The organism is Roseovarius sp. MMSF_3298 (assembly GCF_030733705.1).
Taxonomy (GTDB): domain Bacteria; phylum Pseudomonadota; class Alphaproteobacteria; order Rhodobacterales; family Rhodobacteraceae; genus Roseovarius; species Roseovarius confluentis.
Window position 1 is genome coordinate 207845 of record NZ_JASHIN010000003.1, and the last position, 26353, is coordinate 234197.

Sequence of the window (26353 nt, forward strand, 5' to 3'; positions counted from 1 at the left end):
ATGGCCAAGACCCTCGCCGTGTCGCCACTGGCGCCTGCCACATTTCCCGAGCTTCCCGCCATCGGCGGCGTGGAATTCGCCAGCGTCGAGGCCGGCGTGCGCTATGCCGGTCGCACGGACGTGATGCTGGCGCGGCTGGCGCCGGGCACGGCCATGGCGGGGGTCTTCACCCGGTCCGCAACGCGCTCCGCCGCGGTGCTCGACTGCCAGGAAAAGATCTCCTTCCAGTCCGCGGAGGGCGCGGCGATCATCGTCAATTCCGGCAATTCCAACGCCTTTACCGGGCGCAACGGGGTGGAGTCGGTCAAGGCGGTGACGAATGCCGTCGCACAGACCCTATCCCTGCCGGAATCGCGTATTTTCAGTTCTTCTACCGGCGTCATCGGGGAGCCTCTGAAACACGACCGCATCACCGCGAAAATGTCCGAACTTAATGACAAGCTTTCCCCCGACGGCATCGAGGACGCCGCCCGCGCGATCATGACCACCGACACCTTCGCCAAGGGGGCCAGTGCGACCCTCATGTTCGAGGGGCAGGAGGTGCGCATCGCCGGCATCGCAAAGGGCTCCGGCATGATCGCGCCCGACATGGCGACAATGCTGGTCTACATCTTCACGGACGCCGCCATCGACCGCGAGCACCTGCAACAGATGGTCTCGGCGCTGAATGAAAAGACTTTCAACTGCATCACCGTCGATAGCGACACCTCCACCTCCGACACGCTTCTGGTCGCCGCCACCGGCGCCTCGGGCGTGCGCGTCACCGATCACAGCGTCGGCTTCATGGAGGCGCTGCGCGGCGTCATGCTCGACCTCGCCCATCAGGTTGTCCGGGACGGCGAAGGGGCAACCAAGTTCGTCACCATCTCCGTCACCGGCGCCTCCAGTGACAATGACGCCAAGACCCACGGCCTCGCCATCGCGAACTCACCGCTGGTGAAAACCGCCATCGCCGGCGAAGACCCCAACTGGGGCCGGATCGTGATGGCCATCGGCAAATCCGGCGCGCCAGCCGATCGCGACACGCTGTCGATCTGGTTCGGCGACACGCTCGTAGCCGAAAAAGGCTGGGTTAGTCCCTCATACCGCGAAGAAGACGGCGCCGCCCACATGAAGAACCAGGAGATCACGATCCATGTCGATCTCGGTCTGGGCGGCGGCACCGCCCACGTCTGGACCTGCGATCTGACCCACGGCTACATCTCGATCAACGCGGATTATCGGTCTTGAAACCGAAGCAATCACAGGAAAAGTGGGCTCCGGTTTTCCGTCCGGGATTGCGGCAATGAAGACCGTTCTGGTTTCCGCCGTCGCCCTGATCGACGTCGATGGCCGCATCCTTCTGGCGCAACGCCCCGAGGGCAAATCCATGGCCGGCCTCTGGGAATTCCCCGGCGGCAAGGTCGAGCCGGGTGAAACGCCCGAGGTCGCGCTTATCCGCGAACTGGAAGAAGAGCTTGGCATCAACACCTGGGAAAGCTGCCTCGCGCCGCTGACCTTCGCCAGCCACAGCTACGACGATTTTCACCTGCTGATGCCGCTCTTTGCCTGCCGCAAGTGGGAGGGCATGCCCCAATCGCGTGAGGAACAGGCTTTGAAATGGGTCCGTCCCAACGCGTTGCGCGACTACCCAATGCCACCCGCGGACATCCCCCTCATTCCGATCCTCCGCGACTGGCTCTGACGACGGCAAAAGCTTTCACAAAGCTTTTGCCAAATCTTTTCATAAAAGATTTGGCGCGCCGCACGAAAAAGGGCGACCAAACAGGCCGCCCCTTTCCAAAACAGTCTCTGACAAGGCTTAATCGAGTTTGCGCTCGAATTCCTCGCGCTCGAAAATTTCGATTACATCGCCTTCGCGGATGTCCTCGTACTTCTCGAACGCCATGCCGCATTCCTGTCCGGATTGCACCTCGGACACTTCGTCCTTGAAGCGCTTCAGCGTCTTCAGCGTGCCTTCGTGGATCACCACGTCGTCGCGCAGCAGGCGCACACCGGCCGACCGGCGGGCGATGCCTTCGGTCACCAGACAGCCCGCAACCTTGCCGACGCCCGTGACCTTGAAGACCTCCCGGATCTCGGCGTAACCGATGAAGTTCTCGCGGATTTCCGCTCCCAGCAGACCGCTGGCGGCCGCCTTCACGTCATCCACGAGGTCATAGATCACGCTGTAATAGCGGATCTCGACGCCCTTCTGGTTCGCTGAATTCCGTGCCGGCGCATTGGCCCGCACGTTGAAGCCGATCACAGGCGCACCCGATGCCTCGGCCAGGCCGATATCGGATTCGGTGATCGCGCCAACGCCCGAGTGCAGCACGCGCACGCGCACCTCGTCATTGCCGATCTTGTCCATCGCCTGAACGATCGCCTCGGCAGAGCCTTGCACGTCGGCCTTGACCAGGATCGGAAGTTCCTTGACGTTCTCGTTCTCCTTGGCCTGCGCCAGAAGCTGTTCAAGCGTCGTACCCGCACCGGCAGCCGCGCGTTTTTCCTTCGCGGCCTTCTCGCGGTACTCGGCAATCTCACGCGCCTGGCCTTCGGATTTCACCACGTTCAGAACGTCACCCGCCTCCGGCGTGCCGTTGAGGCCAAGAACCTCGACAGGCACCGACGGCCCGGCTTCCTTCACGCGCTCGCCGCGGTCGTTGATCAGCGCACGGACCTTGCCGTACTGCTCGCCCACGACGAAGATATCGCCCTGTTTCAGCGTCCCGCGCTGCACCAGAACCGTCGCCACGGGGCCACGGCCCACGTCCAGCTGCGCCTCGATCACCGCACCTTCGGCGGCGCGGTCCGGGTTCGCTTTCAGCTCCAGGATCTCGGATTGCAGCGCGATGGCTTCCAGTAGCTCGTCCAGGCCCTGACCCGTCTGGGCAGACACTTCGACATCCTGCACGTCGCCCGACATCGCCTCGACGATCACCTCGTGCTGCAGCAGTTCGGTGCGCACCTTGTCGGGGTTCGCCTCGGGTTTGTCGCACTTGTTGATCGCCACGATCATCGGCACTTCGGCGGCCTTGGCGTGGTTGATGGCCTCGATCGTCTGCGGCATCACCGAATCGTCGGCAGCCACCACCAGAACCACGATGTCCGTCACGTGCGCACCGCGGGCGCGCATGCTGGTGAACGCGGCGTGACCCGGTGTGTCGAGGAAGCTCAGAACAGCCCCGCCATCGGTCGTCACCTGGTAGGCGCCGATATGCTGGGTGATGCCACCGGCCTCGCCCGCCACGACCTTGGCGTCGCGAATCGCGTCAAGAAGCGATGTCTTGCCGTGGTCCACGTGACCCATGATCGTGATCACCGGCGGACGCGGCTGAAGATCAGATTCCTTGTCATCGACCGAATCGATCACGTCTTCCACGTCCGAATCGCTGACCCGGACGATACGGTGACCGAATTCCTCGACGATCAGCTCGGCGGTATCGGCGTCGATCGACTGGTTCTGCGTGACCATCATGCCGTTGTTCATCAGCGCCTTGACCACATCGCCCACGCGTTCGGCCATCCGGTTGGCCAACTCGCTGACCACGATCGCCTCGGGCACCTGCACATCGCGCACGACCTTTTCACGATCCTGCGTGCCGCCCATGGCCTTTTGCCGGGCGCGTTCCTGCTTGCGCTTCATGGCGGCCATGGATTTCTGCCGGCCGCCTTCGCCACCCGACAGCGCCTGGTTCAGCGTCAGCTTGCCGGACCGACGGCCACCATCGTCGCCACCACGACCCTTGCCCTTGCCACGGCCATCGTCACCGCGCTGGTCGCGCTCGGGCGGTTTGCTGCGTGGCGCCTGCTTGGAGGCACGCGCCTGCGTCTCTTCTGCCGGCGGTGCCGCGGCAGCGGCAGCAGCCTGCTTGGCAGCGTCCGCTTCCTCGCGCTTCTTGCGCTCTTCCTCGTCGGCTTTCGCCTTGGCGCGTTCCTCGGCCTCGCGCTGTTCGCGCTCCTTGGCCTCGGCTTCCTCGCGGCGGCGCTGTTTCTCTTCCTCGCGGTCTTTCGCCTCGGCCTCGCGTTGGGCGGCCTCTTCCGCCTCGCGTTCCTTGGCGGCGGCAAGCGCCTTCATCCGGCGTTCCATCTCCTCGTCAGAGATCCCCGCCGGCCGTTTCGATGCAGATCCGGGCGCACCCGCCTTGGCGCCACCCGGCGCAGGCGCCGCAGCACCCGGTTTGGGCTTCACGACGCGCTTGCGCTTGGTTTCCACCACGACGTTCTTGGTGCGGCCATGGCTAAAGCTCTGCTTGACGTTCCCCGACCGAGGACCGCCACCACCACGCACACCCAGAGTTTTCTTTCCGTCGTTGTCGCTCATCTATCTCAACTTCCTTTCCGGCGGGGTCGGTCCCCGTCCGTGACGCGCAAGCCCTTGAGTCTTGCCGCCTCCTCTACAACACGCTCGCACAAACCGCCAGCAGCGAGTGCTGCGTGGATGCTTGTTTCACGCCCAAAGGCCTGGCCCAGCTCATCGGCAGTGATCCAGCCGATCCAGCTACCGCCATAGGGCGTGCTCAGTTTCGTCTTCCCGCGCGCGGACCCGTCGCTGGCCTGGATCAGAACCTCGGCCTCTTCCTTGGCCAGCCAGTCCTTGACCTTCTCGTATCCGGCCACCGCCTGGCCACCTTTCCGCGCCAGGCTCAGCAACTCCACGACCCGCCGCGCCAGCATCGCCTCGACCTGCTCGACCAGCCCGTCGGGCACCGTGACGCTCTGCTTCGCACTGCGCGAGAACAGGCCTTTCTTCACCGCCGTTTCCAGCGCCTGCCGCGAGGCGCTCACCCAGATGCCCCGCCCCGGCAGTTTCTCCAGGATATCCGGCACCACCTGACCCTCGGGACCGATGGCGAACCGGATCAACCCGTGCTTCGGACGCACCTCACCCGTGGCAATACACTTGCGCTCGGGACCATTCGTCCGGTCCTTGGGCTGTCCACCGCGCCCCATATCAACGCCTACGAGACCTGACGCATCAGGCCTCGGCCTCCTCTGCGGTGTCGCCTTCAGCGCCGTCTTCGTCCTCGGCTTCCTCGTCAGCCTGCAAATCATCCGGGTCGACCCAGCCCAGCATGACCCGCGCGGTCATCACAAGGTCCTGCGCCTCGTCCAGCGATACTTCGAAGGGTTCAAGCACACCGTCGTCCTTGACGCGCTCGCCATCCACGGTGGTCCAGCCGCCTGCCAATTCCCAGTCGGCGCAGGTGGCGAAATCTTCCAGCGTTTTCACGTCATCTTCGGCCAGCGCCAGTACCATCTGGGGTGTCAGGCCTTCGAATTCAATAAGGCTGTCCTCGGCTCCCAACGCGCGGGCTTTTTCCAGCGCTTCCTTCGCCTGTGCCTCCAGTACGTCACGCGCACGCGCCTGCAGTTCGTTGGCCGTGTCCTCGTCGACGCCGTCGATCACCAACAGTTCGTCGATCTCGACATAGGCAACCTCGTCGAGGTTGGTAAAGCCTTCCGACACCAGAAGCTGGGCAAAGAATTCGTCCAGGTCCAGCGTGTCCATGAACAGCTTCGTGCGCACTTCGAATTCCTTCTGACGGCGCTCGCTGTCCTCGGCCTCGGTCATGATGTCGATGTCGAGGTTGGTCAGCTGGCTCGCCAGCCGCACGTTCTGACCCCGGCGACCGATGGCCAGGCTCAGCTGGTCCTCGGGCACCACGACCTCGATCCGCTCGGCTTCCTCGTCCAGAACCACCTTGCTCACCTCGGCGGGCTGCAGCGCGTTCACCAGGAAGGTCGGCTGGTCCTCGTTCCACGGAATGATGTCAATCTTCTCGCCCTGAAGCTCGTTCACCACGGCCTGCACGCGGCTGCCGCGCATACCGACGCAGGCGCCGACAGGGTCGATCGAGTTGTCATAGGAAATCACCGCGATCTTGGCGCGGCTACCCGGGTCGCGCGCCACGGCCTTGATGTCGATGATGCCGTCATAGATCTCCGGCACTTCCATTTTGAACAGCTCCGCCATGAATTCCGGCGCGGTGCGGCTCAGGAAAATCTGCGGCCCCCGGGCCTCGCGGCGCACATCCTTGATGTAGCAGCGGATCCGGTCATTCGGGCGATAGCTTTCACGGCCGATCTTCTCGTTCCGGCGCAGGATCGCTTCGCCCGCACCCACGTCGACGATGACATTGCCGTATTCCTCGCGCTTGACCACACCGTTGATGATCGTGCCGGCACGATCCTTGAATTCCTCGTATTGGCGATCACGCTCGGCTTCGCGCACCTTCTGCAGGATCACCTGCTTGGCGCTCTGCGCGGCGATCCGGCCCATGTCCACGGGGGGCACTTCCTCGACGAAGGTGTCACCGACCTTGGGATCGTCCAGGTATTGCTTGGCCTGCTCGACGGTGAACTCCGCCTGGTAATTCTCCAGCTCCTCGTCCTCGACGACGGTGCGCACGCGAGTGAACGTCGCCTTGCCGGTCTTGCGGTCGATGCTGACGCGGATGTCCATCTCGGCGCCGTACCGGCTCTTGGCCGCGCGCGAGAGGCTTTCTTCCATCGCCTCGATCACGAGGCTCGGGTCGATCATCTTCTCCCGCGCCACCGCCTCGGCGGTCTGCAAAAGCTCAAGCTGGTTGGCAGAGGTAATAGCCATTGTCTCAGGTCTCCTCGGACGAGTCAGTCTCTATGTCGTCAAAATTGTCTTCGTTCAGAACGCCCGCTTCCTTGCGCGCCTTCAGCATGTCCTTGATCAGCTCATCGGTCAGAACCAGCTTGGCATCCGCCAGCCAGTCGAAATGCAGCCCGATGGTGCCTTCCTCGACGTTGATCAGCACTTCGCCGCCCTCGGTCCCGGCCAGAACGCCCTTGAACCGCTTGCGCCCGTCGATCAATTCGTGGGTCTCCAGCTTCGCCTCGTAGCCCTCGAACTCGTCGAAATCCTTCAGCCGTGTCAGGGGCCGGTCAATGCCGGGACTGGACACTTCCAGCGTGTACTCATCGACGATCGGGTCTTCCACATCCAGCACGGCGCTGACGGCGGTGGAAATCTCGGCACACTCGTCCACCTCGATGCCGCCTTCGGGCCGCTCGGCCATGATCTGAAGCGTGGCGGTCTTGCCGCCCATCAGGCGCACGCGCACCAGCTCGAACCCCATGTCCTCTATGACAGGGGTGACGATCTCGGCCAGCCGCCGATCCATCGAGGATTTTGCAATCAGGTCGTTGCTCATGGGTCTTTCAAACACAAAAAAACGGGCGCGCGGCCCGTCGGTCTTTCCCGGTGGAGCGTCGGGTGTGGACCCCAGCGCGCCGCTGTTGAGATGGGATATACGACTCGATGGCTGAGTCTGCAAGGGGGAAAGCAGGTTGCGCACATGTCAGCCCTTCCCGCGCACGTCATCACCAACTTGATCGGTGATCTCGCGCGGTCAGAGATCCTCTGGTCAAGCCAGAGGGTGACGGCACTCCAAGACCCCGCCTATTACCGCCCGGTTACCATCCGGTCCATGATCTTCACCAGCTCGGCACTGATCCCCGGCTCCGAAAGCGCATGCCCCGCCACCGGAATAACTCGCAGATCTCCCTTGGGCCACAGCCCCGCCAGCCGGTGCGCCGCCTCGGGCGGGCAGATCATGTCGTACCGCCCCTGCACGATCACGCCGGGCGTATCCGCCAGCTTGTCCATGTTGTCATAGATATAGCCGTCCTGCCCCAGGAACCCGCCATGCCGGAAATAATGGTTCTCCAGCCGTGCAAACGCGCGCGCGTAATCCGCCGGGCTGTCGCCGCTCTGGCCGTTGGAATTGACCGTGGCCAGCGCATTCTCCCAGGCGCTCCACGCCTTGGCGAACCGGACCTCCTCGGCCCGGTCACCGGAAAACAGGCGCTTGTTATAGGCCCCGATCATGTCGCCCTGTTCATCCTCGGGGATCAGCGACCGAAATTTCGCCCATGTCTCGGGCCAGAACCGCCCGGCGCCGCCGCCATAGAACCAGTCCAGCTCCCGCTGGGTCATGGTAAAGACGCCGCGCAACACAAGATGCGCCACCGCTTCGGGATGGCTCTGGCCGTAAATCAGCGCCAGCGTCGCGCCCCAGCTTCCGCCAAAGACGATCCACGTCTCGATGCCCAGCGCGTCGCGGATCCGCTCGATATCCGCCACAAGGTGCCACGTCGTGTTGTCCTCGACACTCGCATGCGGCTTCGACCGGCCACAGCCGCGCTGGTCGAACAGCACGATCCGGTAATGGTTCGGATCGAAATACCGCCGCATCGCCGGACTGCACCCGCCACCGGGGCCGCCATGCAGCACCACGACGGGCGTGCCGTCGGGATTGCCCGACTGCTCGACATAGATCGTGTGCCCGTCGCCCACGTCCATCATTCGCCGGTCGAACGGCTCGATCGACGGATACAGGAATTGCGCTGCGCTATTTTGGCTCGAAAACTTGTCCATGAATGTCCTATATAGACCGTCTGAGACATTGAGCACATGGAACGCGGAATGCAACCCAACTCGACCACGATCGACACCGAAGAAGTCGCCAAGTTCGAGGCGATGGCCGCCGAATGGTGGGACCCGAACGGCAAGTTCAAGCCGCTGCACATGCTCAATCCATGCCGGCTGGATTATATCACCTCCCAGATCGGCGCGGAATTCGATCGCGACCTGAAAACGTCGAAACCGTTCACCGGCCTGCGCCTTCTGGATATCGGCTGCGGCGGCGGCTTGCTGGCCGAACCGATGGCCCGCCTTGGCGCGACGGTGGTCGGCGCCGACGCCGCGGCAGGCAACATTCCCGTGGCACAGGTCCACGCCGCGCAATCCGGCCTCGACATCGACTACCGCAACACCACCGCCGAGGACCTGGCAGCGGCGGACGAGCAGTTCGACGTCGTTCTGAACATGGAAGTGGTCGAGCATGTGGCCGACCCCGCCACCTATCTCACTGCCTGCCAGCGCCTGCTGAAACCGGGCGGCCTGCACATCTGCTCTACCCTCAACCGCACCGCCAAAAGCTTTGCCGCCGCCATCGTCGGCGCGGAATTCATCATGCGCTGGCTGCCCAAGGGTACCCACGACTGGAACAAGTTCATCACCCCGGAAGAGCTTTATGACCTTCTGCGCGACGCAGGCCTCGACCCGGTCGACCGCAAGGGCTTCGTCTTCAGTCCCATCAGCTGGTCCTGGTCCCTGTCGGATCGCGACCTTGCCGTGAATTACGTCACGACCAGCATAAAACCCTGAATTAGAGTCTAGCTTTCGTCCGACAGCTTCGCCCGCATCTCGCGCAGAACGGGCAGGGTGGCGCGCACATTGGTCTCGCCCAACTCTGCGACCACCTCGGTGATCAGCGGCATGATCGCGGAAATCGCGGCATCCCGGGCGCGTGTACCGGCCGGGCTGATCGACACCATCTTGCGCCGCGCATCGTCCCAGTCGGGCCGGATATGAACATACCCCGCCCATTCCAGCTTGCTCAGCGTGTTGGTCATCGCCCCGCGCGTGACGTGAAAACTCTTGGCCAGCTGCGCCGGGCTCCGCTCGCCATTGGCCCGCGCCAGGTGATTCAGCACCGAGAAATGCGAGATCTCCATGCCTTTCGGCAGAACCCGGCTCAACCGGCTCCGGATCAACTGCTCGTTCGCCAGAACCTCGCTGAACAGCGAAACGGCAATCGAATGCAGCGTGTTATCCGTGGTTACGACCAAGTGATATCGACCTCACTGTTTACTGCCGGTATCCGTGCCCTCGCTTGGGTCACCTCGTCCCGGTTCACGTCCACGAATACCACACCCGGCTCGGTTCCGGCATCTGCCAATACGTCACCCCATGGCCCCACGGCCAGCGAATGCCCATAAGTCCGGCGTTCCTTGCCCCGCGTGGCCGAATGTTGCCCGGTTTGCGCCGGGGCAAGCACATAACATCCCGTTTCGATTGCCCGTGCTCTTAGCAACGTCTCCCAGTGCGCCTCGCCCGTGGGCACCGCAAAGGCCGACGGAACGGTCAAAATCTCCGCCCCAGCCTGCGCCAACCGCCGGTAAAGCCTTGGAAACCGCAGGTCATAGCATACGGTCAAGCCGACAGTGCCAAACGGCGTCGCCGCCGTCACACCCCGGTCGCCCGGGCGATAGCCGGCCGATTCCCGGTACTGTTCGGTCTCGGACACTTTCACGTCGAACATGTGAATCTTGTCATACCACGCCGCGATCCCTCCCTTGGGGTCGATCAGGAAAGACCGGTTGGCGAACCGCCCATCCGCGTCTTGCGTCTTGACCGCGATCGACCCGATCAAAACCCAGATCCCCAACCGCTCGGCCTGCTGTCGCAGTCCGGCCAGCGTCGGATCGTCCTCCTGGTGGCGTAAAACTTCGTTCTGCCGCGTGCGGCTGGCCGACAGGCAATTCGTCACTTCCGGCGTCAGCACGAACCCCGCGCCACCCGCCGCCGCCTCGTCGATAAAACCCTGCGTGACCGGCAGGTTGTCGTCGGGGCTATCGGACGTATTAAGCTGTATCAGAGCCGTTTTCATGCCTTCAGCAACGCATCCAGCTTGCCCGCCCGGTCCATCGCATAAAGCTCGTCACAGCCACCGACATGCACATCGCCGACGAAGATCTGCGGCACCGTCCGCCCGCCCTTCGCACGCTGCGTCATCTCCGCCCGCTTCTCGGGCTCCCGGCCCACATCGATCTCGGTGTAGTCCACACCCTTCTGCGACAACAACCGCTTGGCCGCGTGACAAAATCCGCAAAGCTGCGAGGTGTAGATTTCAACGGGTCTCATGACAGGGTCCAATCCTTTCCGTGGTTGGACCCTACTTAAGCATACTTGACCACACGCGCCAGTGTCAGTGTCCTGACCTCCGCCGCGCCCCCCGCCAACAAGGCGCTTGCGCAAGCCGCCAGCGTCGCGCCCGAGGTCATCACGTCATCCACCAATATCACCACACGCCCCTGGATCCTCACGCGACGCCCCTGCCGCACACCTATGGCCGCGTCCAGCGTGGCGAACCGCGCCTCCATGCCCATCCCGTCCAGCGATGGCGTGCGCCGCACCCGCTCCATCACATCGGGGCACCACGCCGCGTTCACCTCCTTCGCCACCGCCTGCGCCAGCAGCGCCGACTGGTTGAACCGCCGTTTCAACAGCCGTGTCCAGTGCAACGGCACCGGCACGAAAAGGCAATTCGGCACCATCAGCGGTCCCGCCGCCTGCTTCATCCACGTCGCCGCCAGCGGCACCACGTCATGCCGGTCACCGTGTTTCAAAGCCAGCACCAGCTTGCGCGCGTTGTCCTTGTAGATAAGCGCCGCCCGCCCTTTCTGCCAGGGCCGCGCCACGCGCAGGCAATCGTCGCACCGCGCGTCCCCGCTCGACTCCTCGCCGGGCAGGGGACAGCCGCACAGGTCACAGACCAGCCCGGCCAGCACCGGCGTATCGCGCCAGCACGGCCCGCACAGGCCGAATTCGCTGTCCACCAACCCGCCGCATAGCGTGCAGCGCGGGGGATAGACCACGCGAAGCGCCGTTTGAATTGCCTCGAAAGCCACTCTATTTAGCCACCATGACCAGAACCCTCACCGATCGCCGCGCGCTTCAGCGCAACCGCCAACGAGCCAGCCGCGACCCCGCGCTGTTCTTGCACGAGACCGCGATCGACGAGGTACAGGATCGGCTGAGTTTCGTTAACAAATCCTTTACGGATGCGAGCATCGTCACAGGCCTGCCCGACCCATGGAAGGCCGCGTTCCCCGACGCGCAGATCGTAGAGGATACCGAAACCCTCGCGTTAGAGACTGAATCACGCGACTTGATCCTGCACGCCATGTCCCTGCACTGGGCCGACGACCCGGTGGGCCAGCTGATCCAGTCCCGCCGCGCCCTGCGCCCCGATGGCCTCTTCATCGCGGTGTTCTTCGGCGGCCAGACCTTGCACCAGCTGCGTGCCGTACTGGCCCAGGCCGAATCCGACCTGCGCGGCGGTCTCTCACCCCGGGTCGTGCCCATGGGCGACATCCGCGACCTTGGCGCGCTTCTGCAGCGCGCCGGTTTCGCCCTTCCGGTCGCCGACACCCTGCCGCTCGATGTCAGCTACGAAAGCCTCATCGCCCTGATGCACGACCTGCGCGCCATGGGCGAGGCCAACGCGCTCGACGCCCGGCCCCGCAATTTCACCCGCCGCGACGTGCTCCTGCGCGCCGCCGACCTCTACGCCAGCTCTTTCAGCACGCCCGACGGCCGCATCCCCGCCACGTTCGAGCTTATCACCCTCACCGGCTGGGCCCCGTCCGAAGACCAACCCCAGCCCCTCCGCCCCGGAAGCGCGACAACACGTCTCGCCGATGCGCTCGGCACGTCCGAGACCAAGTTCAAAGATTGACGACCGACTGCAATCCTTTATGTGTCCGTGATCCAATCCGACAAGAAAAGACGCCCGCCCATGTTTGACGCCGCCAAGAACAAGACCTGTCCTGTCCATGCTCCGTCCGACCATCCGGCCATTCCGGAACCGAAAACGGGGGTTCTGATCGCCAATCTCGGCACGCCCGACGATTATGGCTACTGGTCGATGCGGCGCTACCTGAACGAGTTTCTGTCGGACCGCCGCGTCATCGACTATTCGCCCTGGCTCTGGCAGCCGCTGCTGCAACTGGTGATCCTGTCGAAACGACCCTTTACCAGCGGCGAGGCCTACAAATCCATCTGGAACGAGGACAAGGGCGAAAGCCCCCTGATGACCATCACCCGGGACCAGACGACAAAACTGTCCGAGGCGCTGCAGGCCCGCTACGGCGACAACGTCATGGTCGATTTCTGCATGCGCTACGGAAACCCATCGACCAAGTCCAAGGTCCGCGCACTGGTCGAGGCCGGCTGCACCCGGATCCTCTTTTTCCCGCTCTACCCGCATTATGCCGGCGCCACATCCGCCACCGCGAACGACCAGTTCTTCCGCGCCCTGATGGACGAAACCTGGCAGCCCATCGCCCGCGTGGTCGAACCCTATTTCGAGCATCCGCTTTATATCGAGGCTTTGGCCCAATCGGTCGAAAAGGCCTATGCAGAGACTGAAACGAAGCCTGAGATCCTCGTCGTCTCCTATCACGGGATGCCACAGCGTTATCTCAAACAGGGCGACCCCTACCACTGCCAGTGCCAGAAAACGACGCGCCTGCTGAAAGAACGGCTTGGCTGGGACGACACCCAGATCACAACCACCTTCCAGTCGGTCTTCGGCCCCGAGGAATGGCTGCGCCCCTACACGGTCGAACATGTCGCCAAGCTGGCCGAGGACGGCAAAAAGAACATCGCCGTCATCGCCCCCGCATTTTCCGCCGACTGCATCGAGACGCTGGAAGAGATCAACGAAGAGATCAAGGAAAGCTTCGAGGAAGCCGGCGGCGAGGAGTTCCTCTATATCCCCTGCCTCAACGACAGCGACGCCCACATCAAGGCGCTGAGCACGGTGATCGAGGACAACCTGAAGGGCTGGCTGGACTAGAGCCGCGCGATTGCCAGACCGCGGGATGGCGACCCAACATTGGTTTGACGCAGTTTATTTCGGCCACTTCCGCAGAACTTTTGATCGACGCGCCTGTGTCAACCAATCGCCAGCCCGGGGGGCGGTCTGGCGATCGCGCGGCGGCCTTCGGCCTCGATTCCGCGCAAAGCAGCTTGACCCTCCAAACAAAAAGAAAAGGCAGCGCCGGAACGCTGCCTATATTCGTCTCTAATCCAGTGGAATCCGCCTCAGATCACCAGAACCTGCGTACCAACCTTGGCCCGCGCGAACAGCTGCGCGATGTGCTCGTTGTAAAGCCCGATACACCCGTTCGACGACCGCCGCCCGATCTTGCGCGTGTCATGGGTGCCGTGGATCCGGTAATAGGTCCAGCCAAGGTACAGCGCGTGCGTGCCCAGCGGGTTGTCCGGCCCCGGCGGCACATAGGACGGCCAGTCCGGGTTCCGCTTCAGCATCGACGGCGTCGGACGCCAGTCGGGGCCCTCGACCTTGCGCACCACCCGCGTCCGGCCACGGCGGGTCAATTCCTCGGACATCGGGATGCTCGACGGGAACAAGAACTTCGTCTGCCCGTCCTCGTCCCAGAAATGCAACGCGCGCGACGAAATATCGACCAGGATCGCGCCATTCCTCAAGCTGCTGAAATGCGGCCGCCAGTCCGCAGCGCGAAAGCTCGAGATGTTGCGCTGTACCGTCTGGGTAATCGCGCTTTCCATCTCGGTCGTGCCGGTCTGCGCCAAGGCAGGCGCGCATAGGCTTGCGGCGGTTCCGACCAGGAAAGCGCGCCGACTGAAAGTATTTTTAAGATCAATGGACATGTCTGTTTTCCAACTGTCTGCTTTGGAACTGACCGAATCATATGGCGCGAATGTCTCAGTCGCAAATCAAACCGGCAACATTCGCCCACCTGACGCGGTTGTGGGTTTGAAACACCACGCAAGCCGCGCTAAGGAGCGAGTCGAACGAACTTCTGGGTGGTAGACACTGATGACGCGTATTTTCGGCCTGCTGGTTTCCGCACTTGTGTTCTTGTCGGCCTGCGCCCCGCCGCCGCCGCAAACCACTGTCGGCCCCAATGGCGAACCGGTGCCCCAGGTTTATCGCATCCGCTCGGGCCAGACCGCCGAAATCCAGTACCGGATGCTCGACGCGGTCAACGCCCTGCGCCAGGCGGCCGGGCGGCCTGCCGTTCAACTGAACGCTCAACTCAACGCCGCCGCCGCCACGCATTCACGCGACATGTCGGTCCAGAACCGCCCCTGGCATTTCGGCTCCGACGGCTCTTCTCCCATCGACCGCGTGCGCCGCGTCGGCTATGGCGGCGAGCTTGTCGGCGAAAACATCTCGGAAACCTACGAGACCGAGCTGGAAACCCTGACTGCCTGGATGGACGAGCCGTCGACCAAGCAGGTCATCATGGCACCGGACGCCCGGCAAATGGGCTTTTCCTGGGAGCAGGAGCGCAACGGCAAGATCTGGTGGACGATGGTGATGGGCAAGTAAGCCCAGCCCATCACGGCGTAATGCGGATCGGGGTGCCGTTCCGCACCATCGCATAGATCCTTTCAATTTCCTTGTTTCGCACGGAAATGCACCCGGCGGTCCAGTCTCGGCCCAAACGCCGCTTGCGGACCCAGCCCAGATCATTGGGCTCTCCGTGGATAAAGATATCTCCACCAGGTTTCTTCCCCTGCGCCTCGGCAAAGGCGCGGTCGGCCTCGTTGGGATACGAAATACCCAGCGACAGGTGGAACGAACTGTTCGGATTGCGCCGATCGATCGTGTAATCGCCCTCCGGCGTCTTGCCGTCACCCTCGAACTGCTTGTGCCCCGCAGCGGTAAAACCAAGGTCCACGTCATACGCCTTCAGCACCTCGTTGTGGTGGAAAAGATACATCCGCCGCCGGCTCTTGCTGATCAGAACCTGAGTCACCTCGGGCCCATTGTAAGATTTGAACTTGGATCCACAGGCCGCCAGAAACGCGCTGGCGACCGACAGAAGTACGAAATTCCTGCGATTCATTGCTCGATAAACCTGTTGCCTGTCCCTGACAACCTTTTACCGCGTCAGACCCGCCACGTCATTTCAAATTTGCCCCGATCAGCTTATTTTGTGGCGGATTGCGGCCACAAGCTCAACATGGACCGACCACCGGAACTGGTCGACCGGCCGCACCCACTCCACCTCATAGCCCGCCTGCGCCAATATCTTTGCATCGCGCGCGAAGGTCACCGGGTTGCAGGAGACATAGGCGATCACCGGCACCTGCGCTTCGGCCAGCTCGCGGCACTGCGCCTCGGCCCCGGCGCGTGGCGGGTCGATCACGGCACCACCGAAACGTTTCAGATCTTCGGCCATGATCGGCTGACGGAACAGGTCCCGCGCCTCGACCGTGACCTTCTTCAACCGCTCACTGTGCCGCCATCCTTCATCCAGCGCACGGGTCATCGCCGCGCTGCCTTCGACGGCGTGGACCGCTCGCGCGCGCGCCAGCGGCAGGGCAAAGGTGCCACAGCCGGCAAACAGGTCGATAACAGGCTCTGTTCCGGCCAAAATTGCCGAAACCTCCTCCTGTAACAGACGCTCCGAGTCCTTCGTTGCTTGCAAGAACGCCCCTGGTGGCGGCGTCACGGCGATCCCGTCAAATTGCTGTATCGGCGGTCGCCGGGTGACCACGGTTTCATCGTCCCAGGCCAGCCGCGCCAGGTCTTCACTCTCGGCCAGTTGCGCCAGAGCGATCCGCAGCGGACCGTCCAGCGGTTTGCCGCCCTCCACACGCAGATCCAACCCCGCCTCCGACAGCGTGACCGAAACGCTCAACTCGCCTTTGCGGCTGGTGCCGATCCGGGCCAGCTCCTGCGCCACCCTTGCGCCCTCCAGCAATTCGGGCACCACCACGTGGCATTCGCTCAATTCGACGATCAGGTCCGATCCCTTGGCGTGAAACCCCGCCGTCGCACCCTTCTTGGTACGCCGCGCCGAAAACCCGGCCCTGCGTCGCGCATTCGCAGGGGATACCGCGATCTCACGCAACTCGGTTTCGATCCCCTGCGCCGCCAGCGCTTCGCGCACGATCCCCGTCTTCCACTCGGCCAGGAAAGCATCATCCACATGCTGCAACTGGCACCCGCCACAGGACTTGTAATGTCGGCACGGCGCCTTCACCCGAGTTCCTGACGGCTCCACGATCTTGACCTCGCGCAGCACGTTGCCCTCAAGCGTCCCGGCCACACGCTCGCCGGGCAGGGCGCCGGGCACATAGACCGGCCCCTCGGCAATCCCGTCACCCAGATGGCCCAACCGCTCGATGACAAACTCGGACATGCCTTACTCCGCCGCTTCGTCCGCATTGATGAACCCGCCCGACTGGCGGCTCCAGAACCGGGCATAAAGCCCGCCCTGCGCCAGCAGTTCGGCATGGCCGCCTTCCTCGACAATTCGACCCTGATCCAGCACGATAATGCGATCCATCTGCGCAATCGTCGACAGGCGGTGGGCAATCGCGATCACGGTCTTGCCCTCCATCATGCCATAGAGCGTCTCCTGTATCGCTGCCTCGACCTCGCTGTCCAGCGCACTGGTCGCTTCGTCCAGCAACAGGATCGGCGCATCCTTCAGGATCACCCGCGCCAGCGTGATCCGCTGCCGTTGCCCGCCCGACAGCTTCACACCCCGTTCCCCCACATGCGCGTCATAGCCCGTGCGCCCCTGCGGATCCGCCAGGTCTAAGATGAACTCATGCGCCTCGGCCTTCTTCGCGGCCTCCAGCATCTGCGCCTCGCTTGCCTCGGGCTTGCCATAGAGGATGTTGTCCCGCACCGAGCGGTGCAGCAACGAACTGTCCTGCTGCACCATCCCGATCCGGTCGCGCAAACTGTCCTGAGTCACTTGGGAAATATCCTGCCCGTCGATAAGGATCTGACCCTTCTCGGCGTCGTAAAACCGCAAAAGCAGCTTGACCAGGGTCGATTTCCCGGCCCCGGACCGGCCGACCAGCCCGATCTTCTCGCCCGGCTGAATGCTCAGCGAAATCCGGTCCAACCCGCCGCTGTCACGCCCGAAATGATGCGACAGCTCGCGCAGCTCGATCCGGCCTTCCTGCATATCCAACGGCTTTGCTTCTTTTGAATCCACCAGCGTAATTGGCTGGGCAATCGTCTCCATCCCCTCGGCCACGACACCCAGTTGCCGAAAGAAAGAAGTCAGCGCCCACATGATCCACCCGGTCATCGCGTTCAGTCGCAGGGTCAGCGCCGTCGCCGCGGCCACCACGCCGACACTCGCCTGCCCCTGCATCCACAACCACATGGCCCAACCCACCACCGCCACGATCAACAGGCCGTTCAGCAGCGTCAGGACCACGTCCATCACCGTGTAGATCCGCATCTCGTTCTGGAACGTCTGACGCGCGTGTTCGATGGCGTCCTTGGCGTATTCCACCTCGCGCGTGTTGTGCGCAAAGAGCTTCACCGAATGAATGTTGGTATAGGCATCCACCACCCGCCCCGTCACAAGGCTCCGCGCATCCGACGCCGCCTTGGACGCCGGCTGCACCCGCTTCACCGTCCAGCGCACCAAAAAGCCGTACAGCACCAGCCACCCGATCAGGGGCAGCATCAGTCGCGGATCGGAATCGCTCAGCAATATGCCCGCCCCGATGATGTAAGCGATGGAAAAGGCGATGGCGTCGAACGCCTGGAACACCGCCTCGCCCGCCGCGGGCGGGGTCTGCATGATCCGGTTGGCGATCCGCCCGGCAAAGTCGTTCTCGAACCATCCCACCGACTGCCGCAGCACATGCTTGTGCGCCCGCCAGCGGATCAGCGTGCCAAAATTCGGCAGGATCGTGTTGTTCAGCAACATCACGTCGAACGCCTGTATCGCGGGTCGGATCAGAAGGATGAAGACCGCCACCACGATAATCTCGGTGCCGTATTGCTCCCACACCTCCATCGGCTCGCCCGCCAGGATATCGACGATCCGTCCCATGTAATAGATCAGCCAGATCTCGATGGCAGCCACCACCACCGACATGATCCCGGCCATCCAGAACACCCGGCGAAACGGCGCCATGTATAGCCGCATGAACGGCCACAGGCGCGTCGGCGGCCTGTCCGTCTCTTCGTACGGCACATAGGGATCAACCAGATTTTCGAAAAGCTTGAACATGGAGGGAACTCCGCGAAGGGAAAGACATGGCAAAGGGGCGCGACGCCGCGCACGGGATCACTCCTGCGATCCGGCGCTTATGAGCGTTCAAAATCCCCGATAAACATGTCTCAACCTCCATGTGGTGCGGGCAAGATGCCGCCAAACCCCGGCGAAGTCAAATGACCCTTTCATGTCGCGAGGCTCAGCAGCGCCTGCCGGTCAAGCGTGAAGCCCGACGCGATCCACGCGTCCTCCAGCGTTTTCAACGCCTTGCCCAATGCCGGGCCTTCCAGCGTCGGCATCAAGTCCTGCGCGCTGACAGGAAAGACCGCGTTCGCCCCCAAGTCCACGGTAGCGAAAGCATCACGCGGAACCGGCATCTCGAACAGGGCGGCGCGCAACAGCACGATATCCCGCGCCGTCTGCGACCCGTGGAAATAGCCCAGCGCCTCGGGTGTTTGCGTGCCCGCGGCCTCGTCGCGCAAAACCTCCAGCCGCCGCGCGTCCTTGCGGCTCAGCCGCAGCGCCTCGACGGGGTTTTCCCCACCCAATGCTGCCAGTCGCCGCGCGGCTTCGGCTGAGACCTCATGCATCTCTTCCAGGTGCACCAGCGGCGCCAGGGCCCGGTCATCGGCACCGGGCAGAACATGCGCCAGCACCCCCGCCTGCCGCATCGCCGCCACCGACGGCGCAGGGTCCTGCGCGGCCAAAAGCTTGCCCATCTCCGCCCCGATCCGTTCTTTCGATAGCCCGTCGATCCCGTCCGCCAGCGCCGCGCAGGCCGCGAGGCCATCCGGGTCCAACCCCCCGGCGGGGTCCCCATAGGCCGCGTGAAACCGGAAAAACCGCAGGATACGCAGGTAATCCTCTCGTATCCGCGTCTCGGCGTCGTCGATGAACCGGATGCGCCGCGCTTCAATATCGGGCAGCCCGTCCAGCGGGTCGATCACCTTGCCCTCGCGCGTCGCATAAAGCGCGTTCACCGTGAAATCCCGCCGCCGCGCATCGCTTTCCACGTCGTCGGCAAAGGCCACCACGGCGCGCCGCCCGTCCGTTTCCACATCCTTGCGAAAGGTGGTTACCTCAAAGGGTACGCCCCGGCACACCACCGTCACCGTGCCATGCTCGATGCCCGTCGGCACCGGCTTCATTCCCGCCGCCTCGGCCAGCGAGACCACGGTTTCCGGCCGCGCATCGGTGCTGATGTCGATGTCGTTCACCGCCACGCCCATCAGCGCGTTCCGCACACAGCCACCGACCATCAAGGCGCGATGCCCGGCTGCCTCCAGCATCCGGCACACATCCTGCGTCTCGCCCGCGTCAATCCACTCACCCGTCAGCGTCATGCTGCAAACGTACAGCCTCCGCCATCGCGCGCAACATCCGCGCGGTCGCGCCCCAGATATAATAGGGCCCGTAAGGCGCCGCGAAATAGTACCGCCGCGTCCCGCGCCAGCGCCGGGATTCGACCCTGAACCGGCCCAATTCCAACACGTGATCCAAGGGAACCGAGAACACTTCCTCCACTTCGCCCGCCTCGGGCACAGGCGAAAACGGCTCCGAGATCACCCCGATCACCGGCGTCACGTGGAAACTCGTCACCGTCTCGTGCGGCGGCAACGTGCCCATGACCTCCACCATGCCCGGTGCCAGCCCGATTTCCTCGTGCGCCTCGCGCAGCGCGGCAGCAACAATATCGGCGTCACCCTCTTCCTGCTTGCCGCCGGGAAAGGCCACTTGCCCGGGGTGATGCTGCAAGGCCGAGGACCGCTTGGTCAGCCACAGCCTTGCGCCCGTCTCCGTCACCTCGATCGGCACCAGAACGCCGGCGGGCCGCAGCTTGCGCCCCTCCGGCAAAACCACGTCCGGGTTCAGGTCGTAATCCGACGACGGCGCCATTTCGCCCTGCAACGCTGCGCGCAGGGTCGCGACAAGGTCACTCTTCATCGCCGTCCTGCGCTTCGGCCTCGAACCCCAGCGTCTTGGGGTCCATCGCATAATGTGCGCCGCAGAACTGGCAATCGGCGGTCACGATGCCCTCTTCGGTCGTCATCGTCGCAATATCCTTGGCCGAATAGATCGACAGGCTGCTACGTACCTTCTCTTCCGAGCAGGTACATCCAAACCGCACCGCCTGAACGTCGAACACCCGCGGCACCTCCTCGTGGAACAACCGCACCAGCAGGTCCGAGGACGACACCGAAGGCCCGATCAGCTCGAGGTCTTCCACCGTGTCCAACAGGGTGTTCACCCGGTTCCAGTTCTCTTCGCTGTCCTCGTCCAGGATATCCGAGGCCTGCAACAATCCGTCCTCGCCGCTACCGCCGCCCGTGGCGAAGGGCGACGCCTTGGGCATCAGTTGCAGCAACACGCCACCGGCGCGCCAATGTTCGCGCCCATCGCGCTCGGTCGACCGTCCATAGCTCAGCGCGAACCGCGTCGGCAGTTGTTCCGACTGCGCGAAATACGCCTCGGCACAGTCACTCAGCCGCTCGCCCGCAATCGGCGTGATCCCCTGATAAGGCGCGGTATCCTGGCCCTGGTCCAAAATCACCGCGAAATACCCGTCGCCCAACTGCTCGAACGCGGGCGCGTCGGTAATCCCATCAGGATCGAAACTGGCATAGGCGCGGATCCACGCGGCCTCGCCCTCGTTCTCCGGCGCAAAGTAATCGGTGGCGATCATCCGCACCGGGCCTTGCGACTGTACCTGCAACGACAGCTTCCAGCGCAGCTTGATCGTCTGGCCGATCAGCGCCGTCATCAGCGCCATTTCGGCGATCAGCGCCTCGACCGGCGCGGGATAGTCATGCTGCTTCAGCACACCATCCAGCGCACCGTCCAGCCGCACCACGCGGCCGCGCACGTCCGATTGGTCCAATTGAAATGGCAGGACGGTATCGTCCCAGGCGATCTTCTGGCCGAGTGTCATCGCGTATCCTTAAGGGGGTTTTCTTGGGCGCCCGTTCTTGGCATATCGCGACTATATATGCGCAACAAGGCATACTCCAAGGGGGGCCCGCCATGCGACGCTTCGGCAAGCCGCCAAGGCCAGATATCCGCTACACCGCGCGTCCCGGCGCCTACGCCATCCTGCCGCGCAACGGAAAACTGCTCCTGACCTGGCAGGAAGAGCCCAAGCCCGAGATGCAACTGCCCGGCGGCGGCATCGACCCCGGCGAATCGCCCCTGCAAGCGCTGCATCGCGAAGTGTTCGAGGAAACCGGCTGGCGCATCGCTTCGCCCCAGCGGCTGGGCTCCTTCCGGCGCTTCGTCTACATGCCGGAATACGATCTCTGGGCCGACAAGATCTGCATCATCTACCACGCCCGTCCGGTCCGGCCGCTCTCCGCGCCGTCCGAGCCGGGCCATACCGCCTTTTTCGCGGATCCGGAAACCGCCGCACGTCACGTCGGCAATCCGGGCGACAGGCATTTCGTCAGGGCACTTTTCCGACTGGCTTGAACTCCAGCAACGCCGCCGACACGTCATCGTCGAAATCGTCCCGCCCGGCATACTCTGCCAGTTTCCAGATCACCGATTCCAGAAACGCCATGCCTTCGGTCTGCCGCAACTCCTGCAGGATGCGCCGCACCCCGTCCTCGCCCAACAGCCTGCCCGTGCCATCCACGCATTCGTCCACCCCGTCGGAATGCAGGAGCAACCGATCACCGGGATAAAGCTGCACGTCGAACCGCTCATAGGTTGCGCCGTCGATCAGCCCCACGGGCAATCCCCCGGGGCCTTTGATCTCGACCCGCCCATCGGCGCGCTGGATGGCCGGGCACGGATGCCCTGCCTGTGCCATGGTCACGCGCCCGGTCGCCAGGTCCGCATCGGCCAGCAACATCGTAAAGTACAATTCAGTCTCTATTTCACCCAGAAACATCTGGTTCAGGTCCGCCAGCACCTCGTCGGGCGGCCGTGGCAGAAACCCGTCCGGCCCTTGCGCCAGCGCCACGTTCTGCTCGGGCGACGTGGACGAAAGGTACCCCGCCAGCCTTGCGGTCATCAGTGCCGAACTCACACCATGCCCCGACACGTCGATCGCATACAGGCCGATCCGCGTCTCGCTGACCGGAAAGACCCCCACATGCGCCGCCGAGCGCAACAGCAACGACACCTGGGCCGGCCCAAGGTCCCTGAACCGCTCTGAAATCAGGGACTGTTGCAGCTTTTTCGCCTCGATCAGGTCATTGTCGAGCGATTCGTATAGGCCCTGCAGCTCTTCCAGCGTTTCGCGCACCAGCCGGTTTGTCTCGCTCAATTCCCGCTGCATCCGCACGATCCGGTCCCCTGCCGCGATCCTTGCGCGCAGCTCACCGGGGTTGATCGGCTTGGTCAGAAAATCGTCCGCCCCGGCCTCCAGGCCCAGCGCCACCTCTTCCTTCTCGCTTTTCGAGGTGACGAGGATGAAATACCCGTAATCCTCCCGCGGCAGCGCCCGGAACGCGCGGCACAGCTCCAGCCCGTTCATCCCGGGCATCATCCAGTCACTGATCACAAGGTCCGGCGGCACCGCTTCGCAAATGGCAAGCGCCTCGGTTCCCGATCCGGCCTCGGCCACGTCCAGCCCCAGCCGCGACAGGGCCGCGGTGATGATGCGCCGCTGCAACCGGCTGTCATCCACAACCAGCACACGGCGGATGCTCATCTGATCGGGCGGCGGGTCTATCGCCTTGCTGGGGTGGGCCGACACGGTCTTGCCTATGCGTTTTCGCCCATATGCAAGCACGCGCCTCTTAATGCCATGTGAAGCCTAAAATGCCGTCTAATTCGCCCACATTCTTCACCCGCCCTTAATTCGCCGCGCCTAGCGTTCAGGTCCAAGGAGGATGCCATGATCGATTGGAACCGCGTCACCCAGCTCCGCGACGAAATCGGGGCCGAGGATTTCGACGAGGTGGTCGAGATCTTCCTCGAAGAGGTCGAGGAAGAGATTGCCGAGCTTCGCACCAACCCGGCCCCCGAAACGCTCGAGGCCAAGCTGCATTTCCTCAAGGGCAGCGCGCTCAACCTCGGCTTCGATGACTTTTCCAGGCTCTGTAAGGATGTCGAGCTCACGGCCGCTCGCGGCGACGCCTCCGATATCGACCTCGCCAATATCGTCGAGACCTACACCTCGTCCAAGACCAAGTTCCTGGGCGCGCTGCCGCACCTCGCCTCAGATTAGGAATTCCGCCAGGATCTGGTCATTGGTGATGTCGCGATGCTCGAACCCGCCCGCGGTCATTTCCGCCTCGATCCGCTCGAAATTCGCGGCATCGCTGGTCTCGATCCCGATCAGGACCGAACCAAAGTTGCGCGCAGACTTCTTCAAGTACTCGAACCGCGCGATATCGTCGTCGGGTCCAAGAATGGTCAGGAAATCCTTCAGCGCCCCGGGCCGTTGCGGCATCCGCAGCACGAAATATTTCTTCAGCCCCGCGAACCGCTGCGCCCGTTCCTTCACCTCCGGCAGACGCTCGAAATCGAAATTCCCGCCCGAGGTCACGCAGACGATCGTCTCGCCGGGGCTGATGTCGAGATCCTTCAACGCATCCACCGCCAGCGCGCCTGCCGGTTCAAGCACCATGCCCTCGATGTTCAGCATTTCCAGCATCGTGGTGCAGACCCGATCCTCGGCCACGGCGACCACATTGGCCGGATCGACATCGCGCAATCGCGCGAACGTCCGCGCCCCGATCTGCGCCACAGCCGCCCCGTCGGCAAAGGTGTTCACGGACTTCAACCGCACCGGCGCACCGGCCTGCAAAGCCGCCGCAAGGCAGGCCCCGCCCACCGGCTCCACGAACACCATGTTCACCTCCGGCCCGAAGTAACTGCGCACACCCGACGACAGCCCGCCGCCACCGACCGGCAGCACGATCCGGTCGGGCACCGCGCCCAGCTGCGCCTCGATCTCCACCGCGACCGAGGCTTGCCCTTCGATCACATCCTCATCATCGAACGGCGACAGGAAATGCCCGCCCACATCGCTGCAATAGGCCTGCGCCTGCGCCAGCGTATCGTCGAAATAGTCTCCAACCATGCGGATCGTCACGGCATCGCCGCCGAACTTGCGCGTCTGTCCGATCTTCTGCTGCGGCGTCGTCACCGGCATGAAGATCACGCCCTTCACCCCGAAATGCCGACACATGAACGCCACGCCCTGCGCATGGTTGCCCGCGCTGGCACAAACGAACACCGGCGCATCCTCACCCGCAGCCATCACCTTGCGCATCGCGTTGAACGCACCGCGCAGCTTGTATGACCGAACCGGGCTCAGATCCTCCCGCTTCAGATACACCTCCGCGCCGTATTTGTCGGACAGGTGCGCATTGCGCTGCAACGGCGTCGGCTCGAAGACGGCGCGCATTTCGGCCTCGGCGGCCCGGGCTTGGGTTCTGAAATCGCTCATGCCTCGTCCTTCGCCCATCACGGCCCGCATGACAAGCCTCCGCCGCCTTGCCCCGCCTGTGAAAACCCGGTAATCGCCCCTGCAACATCATGCAAAGGGGTACCAAGATGTCCGCGCCCAAGAAAGTCGTGCTGGCCTATTCCGGCGGCCTCGATACGTCGATCATCCTCAAGTGGCTGCAAACCGAATATGGCTGCGAGGTCGTGACCTTCACCGCCGATCTCGGCCAGGGCGAGGAGCTTGACCCGGCCCGCAAGAAGGCCGAACTCCTCGGTATCAACCCCGACAATATCTACATCGAGGATATCCGCGAGGAATTCGTCCGCGACTTCGTCTTCCCGATGTTCCGCGCCAACGCTTTGTACGAGGGCCAGTACCTGCTCGGCACCTCCATCGCGCGCCCGCTGATTTCCAAGCGCCTGGTCGAGATCGCCGCCGAGACCGGCGCCGATGCCGTCGCCCACGGCGCCACCGGCAAGGGCAATGACCAGGTCCGGTTCGAACTGGCTGCCTACGCGCTCAACCCCGATATCAAGGTCATCGCCCCCTGGCGCGAATGGGACCTGACCTCGCGCACCCGCCTGATCGAGTTCGCCGAGAAGAACCAGATCCCCATCGCCAAGGACAAGCGCGGCGAGGCGCCGTTCAGCGTCGACGCCAACCTTCTGCACACCTCGTCCGAGGGCAAGGTGCTGGAAGACCCCGCCGAGCCGGCGCCCGACTATGTCTACCAGCGCACCACCAACCCCGAGGATGCGCCCGACATGCCCGAACTCGTCGAGATCGGGTTCGAGAAAGGTGACGCCGTCTCGATCAATGGCGAGGCGATGTCGCCGGCCACGATCCTGACCAAGCTGAACGAGCTTGGCGGAAAGCACGGCATCGGCCGGCTCGACTTCGTGGAAAACCGCTTTGTCGGCATGAAGTCCCGCGGCATCTACGAGACGCCCGGCGGCACCGTCCTGCTCGAGGCGCATCGCGGCATCGAACAGATCACCCTCGACAGCGGCGCAGGCCACCTCAAGGACAGCCTGATGCCGCGCTATGCCGAGCTCATCTACAACGGCTTCTGGTACAGCCCCGAGCGCGAGATGCTGCAAGCCGCCATCGACAAAAGCCAGGAACACGTCACCGGCACCGTCCGACTGAAGCTCTATAAAGGGTCGGCCACCTGCGTCGGCCGCTGGTCCGATCACTCGCTTTATTCCGAGGCGCACGTGACCTTCGAGGAAGACGCCGGCGCTTACGACCAGAAAGACGCCGCTGGCTTCATCCAGTTGAACGCGCTTCGTCTGAAACTTCTGGCTGCCCGCAACCGTCGCCTGAAAGGTTAAG

27 protein-coding genes are annotated in these 26353 nt (G+C 63.5%); 9 read left to right on the top strand and 18 right to left on the bottom strand.

The genetic code is table 11. The features are described from left to right. Both argJ and RBB18_RS04710 read left to right on the top strand, forming a co-directional pair. Positions 1-1230 carry a bifunctional glutamate N-acetyltransferase/amino-acid acetyltransferase ArgJ gene (gene argJ / locus RBB18_RS04705; RefSeq protein ID WP_306110354.1) on the top strand — a complete coding sequence of 410 codons (1230 nt, stop codon included), beginning with the start codon at positions 1-3 and terminating at the stop codon, positions 1228-1230. 55 nt (positions 1231-1285) lie between these two features. Further along, entirely contained in the window at positions 1286-1684 is a 399-nt protein-coding gene (locus tag RBB18_RS04710; RefSeq protein ID WP_103762630.1) for a (deoxy)nucleoside triphosphate pyrophosphohydrolase, read from the top strand. Between the two features lie 117 nt (positions 1685-1801). Here RBB18_RS04710 and infB read toward each other — a convergent pair whose 3' ends face one another. The 5 genes from infB to pip form a co-directional block, all read right to left on the bottom strand. Further along, positions 1802-4306 (bottom strand): translation initiation factor IF-2, encoded by a 2505-nt coding sequence (infB, locus tag RBB18_RS04715; protein WP_103762629.1) that lies wholly within the window; start codon positions 4304-4306, stop codon positions 1802-1804. A 5-nt stretch (positions 4307-4311) separates the two neighbouring features. Then, entirely contained in the window at positions 4312-4935 is a 624-nt protein-coding gene (locus RBB18_RS04720) for an RNA-binding protein (protein ID WP_274592787.1), read from the bottom strand. Between the two features lie 25 nt (positions 4936-4960). Then, positions 4961-6592 carry a transcription termination factor NusA gene (gene nusA, locus RBB18_RS04725; RefSeq protein WP_103762627.1) on the bottom strand — a complete coding sequence of 544 codons (1632 nt, stop codon included), beginning with the start codon at positions 6590-6592 and terminating at the stop codon, positions 4961-4963. Positions 6593-6596: 4 nt separating this feature from the next. Beyond that, positions 6597-7169, bottom strand: coding sequence for a ribosome maturation factor RimP (gene rimP, locus RBB18_RS04730; RefSeq protein WP_274592786.1), 573 nt, complete (start codon positions 7167-7169; stop codon positions 6597-6599). A gap of 251 nt (positions 7170-7420) precedes the next feature. After that, positions 7421-8395, bottom strand: a complete 975-nt coding sequence (gene pip / locus RBB18_RS04735) for a prolyl aminopeptidase (RefSeq protein WP_306110355.1) — start codon at positions 8393-8395, stop codon at positions 7421-7423. A gap of 48 nt (positions 8396-8443) precedes the next feature. On the opposite strand from pip, the gene ubiG reads away from it, so the two are divergent. After that, a complete protein-coding gene (gene ubiG / locus RBB18_RS04740) occupies positions 8444-9187 on the top strand; it encodes a bifunctional 2-polyprenyl-6-hydroxyphenol methylase/3-demethylubiquinol 3-O-methyltransferase UbiG (protein WP_306110356.1) in 744 nt (247 codons plus the stop codon). Positions 9188-9195: 8 nt separating this feature from the next. On the opposite strand, the gene RBB18_RS04745 is transcribed toward ubiG, so the two are convergent. Genes RBB18_RS04745 through RBB18_RS04760 form a run of 4 tightly spaced genes read right to left on the bottom strand, consistent with a single transcriptional unit; the run spans position 9196 to position 11460 of the window. Then, the gene (locus RBB18_RS04745; RefSeq protein WP_245890454.1) at positions 9196-9651 is read right to left on the bottom strand and encodes a MarR family winged helix-turn-helix transcriptional regulator; all 456 of its coding nucleotides are present in this window, start codon (positions 9649-9651) and stop codon (positions 9196-9198) included. Beyond that, a complete protein-coding gene (locus tag RBB18_RS04750) occupies positions 9642-10472 on the bottom strand; it encodes a carbon-nitrogen hydrolase family protein (RefSeq protein WP_274592783.1) in 831 nt (276 codons plus the stop codon). The genes RBB18_RS04745 and RBB18_RS04750 overlap by 10 nt, the downstream gene beginning before the upstream one ends. Then, entirely contained in the window at positions 10469-10726 is a 258-nt protein-coding gene (gene grxC / locus RBB18_RS04755) for a glutaredoxin 3 (RefSeq protein WP_103762624.1), read from the bottom strand. Before grxC ends, RBB18_RS04750 begins: the two co-directional genes overlap by 4 nt. 35 nt (positions 10727-10761) lie before the next feature. Continuing rightward, positions 10762-11460, bottom strand: a complete 699-nt coding sequence (locus tag RBB18_RS04760) for a double zinc ribbon domain-containing protein (protein ID WP_103762989.1) — start codon at positions 11458-11460, stop codon at positions 10762-10764. Between the two features lie 47 nt (positions 11461-11507). Here RBB18_RS04760 and RBB18_RS04765 point away from each other — a divergent pair, with 47 nt between their 5' ends. Both RBB18_RS04765 and hemH read left to right on the top strand, forming a co-directional pair. Next, the gene (locus RBB18_RS04765; protein ID WP_306110357.1) at positions 11508-12323 is read left to right on the top strand and encodes a methyltransferase domain-containing protein; all 816 of its coding nucleotides are present in this window, start codon (positions 11508-11510) and stop codon (positions 12321-12323) included. Between the two features lie 60 nt (positions 12324-12383). Further along, a complete protein-coding gene (gene hemH, locus RBB18_RS04770) occupies positions 12384-13445 on the top strand; it encodes a ferrochelatase (protein ID WP_103762622.1) in 1062 nt (353 codons plus the stop codon). A gap of 248 nt (positions 13446-13693) precedes the next feature. Here hemH and RBB18_RS04775 read toward each other — a convergent pair whose 3' ends face one another. Next, complete coding sequence (locus RBB18_RS04775; RefSeq protein WP_306110358.1) at positions 13694-14284, bottom strand: L,D-transpeptidase; 591 nt, start codon at positions 14282-14284, stop codon at positions 13694-13696. Between the two features lie 169 nt (positions 14285-14453). On the opposite strand from RBB18_RS04775, the gene RBB18_RS04780 reads away from it, so the two are divergent. After that, positions 14454-14969 (top strand): CAP domain-containing protein, encoded by a 516-nt coding sequence (locus RBB18_RS04780; protein WP_103762620.1) that lies wholly within the window; start codon positions 14454-14456, stop codon positions 14967-14969. A gap of 10 nt (positions 14970-14979) precedes the next feature. Here RBB18_RS04780 and RBB18_RS04785 read toward each other — a convergent pair whose 3' ends face one another. From RBB18_RS04785 to RBB18_RS04810, 6 genes are all read right to left on the bottom strand, one after another. After that, complete coding sequence (locus RBB18_RS04785) at positions 14980-15489, bottom strand: murein L,D-transpeptidase family protein (RefSeq protein ID WP_274592780.1); 510 nt, start codon at positions 15487-15489, stop codon at positions 14980-14982. A 78-nt stretch (positions 15490-15567) separates the two neighbouring features. Then, positions 15568-16791, bottom strand: coding sequence for a class I SAM-dependent RNA methyltransferase (locus tag RBB18_RS04790; protein WP_306110359.1), 1224 nt, complete (start codon positions 16789-16791; stop codon positions 15568-15570). 3 nt (positions 16792-16794) lie between these two features. Continuing rightward, the gene (locus RBB18_RS04795) at positions 16795-18636 is read right to left on the bottom strand and encodes an ABC transporter ATP-binding protein (protein ID WP_306110360.1); all 1842 of its coding nucleotides are present in this window, start codon (positions 18634-18636) and stop codon (positions 16795-16797) included. Positions 18637-18806: 170 nt separating this feature from the next. Next, positions 18807-19964 carry a CCA tRNA nucleotidyltransferase gene (locus tag RBB18_RS04800; protein ID WP_306110361.1) on the bottom strand — a complete coding sequence of 386 codons (1158 nt, stop codon included), beginning with the start codon at positions 19962-19964 and terminating at the stop codon, positions 18807-18809. Beyond that, the gene (locus RBB18_RS04805; RefSeq protein WP_274592776.1) at positions 19948-20565 is read right to left on the bottom strand and encodes a CoA pyrophosphatase; all 618 of its coding nucleotides are present in this window, start codon (positions 20563-20565) and stop codon (positions 19948-19950) included. The genes RBB18_RS04800 and RBB18_RS04805 overlap by 17 nt, the downstream gene beginning before the upstream one ends. Continuing rightward, positions 20555-21550, bottom strand: a complete 996-nt coding sequence (locus tag RBB18_RS04810) for an Hsp33 family molecular chaperone HslO (protein ID WP_306110362.1) — start codon at positions 21548-21550, stop codon at positions 20555-20557. The genes RBB18_RS04805 and RBB18_RS04810 overlap by 11 nt, the downstream gene beginning before the upstream one ends. Positions 21551-21642: 92 nt before the next feature. Between RBB18_RS04810 and RBB18_RS04815 the strand changes: the two genes are divergently transcribed. After that, a complete protein-coding gene (locus RBB18_RS04815; RefSeq protein ID WP_103762613.1) occupies positions 21643-22083 on the top strand; it encodes an NUDIX hydrolase in 441 nt (146 codons plus the stop codon). Here the strand turns inward: RBB18_RS04815 and RBB18_RS04820 are convergent. Further along, entirely contained in the window at positions 22058-23272 is a 1215-nt protein-coding gene (locus tag RBB18_RS04820) for a PP2C family protein-serine/threonine phosphatase (protein WP_306110401.1), read from the bottom strand. The two genes, RBB18_RS04815 and RBB18_RS04820, sit on opposite strands and share 26 nt — an antisense overlap. Before the next feature lie 186 nt (positions 23273-23458). Between RBB18_RS04820 and RBB18_RS04825 the strand changes: the two genes are divergently transcribed. Continuing rightward, on the top strand, positions 23459-23791 hold the full coding sequence (locus RBB18_RS04825) for an Hpt domain-containing protein (RefSeq protein ID WP_103762612.1): 333 nt from the start codon (positions 23459-23461) through the stop codon (positions 23789-23791). Here RBB18_RS04825 and ilvA read toward each other — a convergent pair. Then, positions 23783-25018: a threonine ammonia-lyase IlvA gene (gene ilvA, locus RBB18_RS04830; RefSeq protein WP_274592774.1), complete on the bottom strand. Its 1236-nt coding sequence runs from the start codon at positions 25016-25018 to the stop codon at positions 23783-23785. The genes RBB18_RS04825 and ilvA overlap by 9 nt on opposite strands. 107 nt (positions 25019-25125) lie before the next feature. Between ilvA and RBB18_RS04835 the strand changes: the two genes are divergently transcribed. Further along, positions 25126-26352, top strand: coding sequence for an argininosuccinate synthase (locus tag RBB18_RS04835; RefSeq protein WP_103762611.1), 1227 nt, complete (start codon positions 25126-25128; stop codon positions 26350-26352). Position 26353 lies beyond the last annotated feature (1 nt).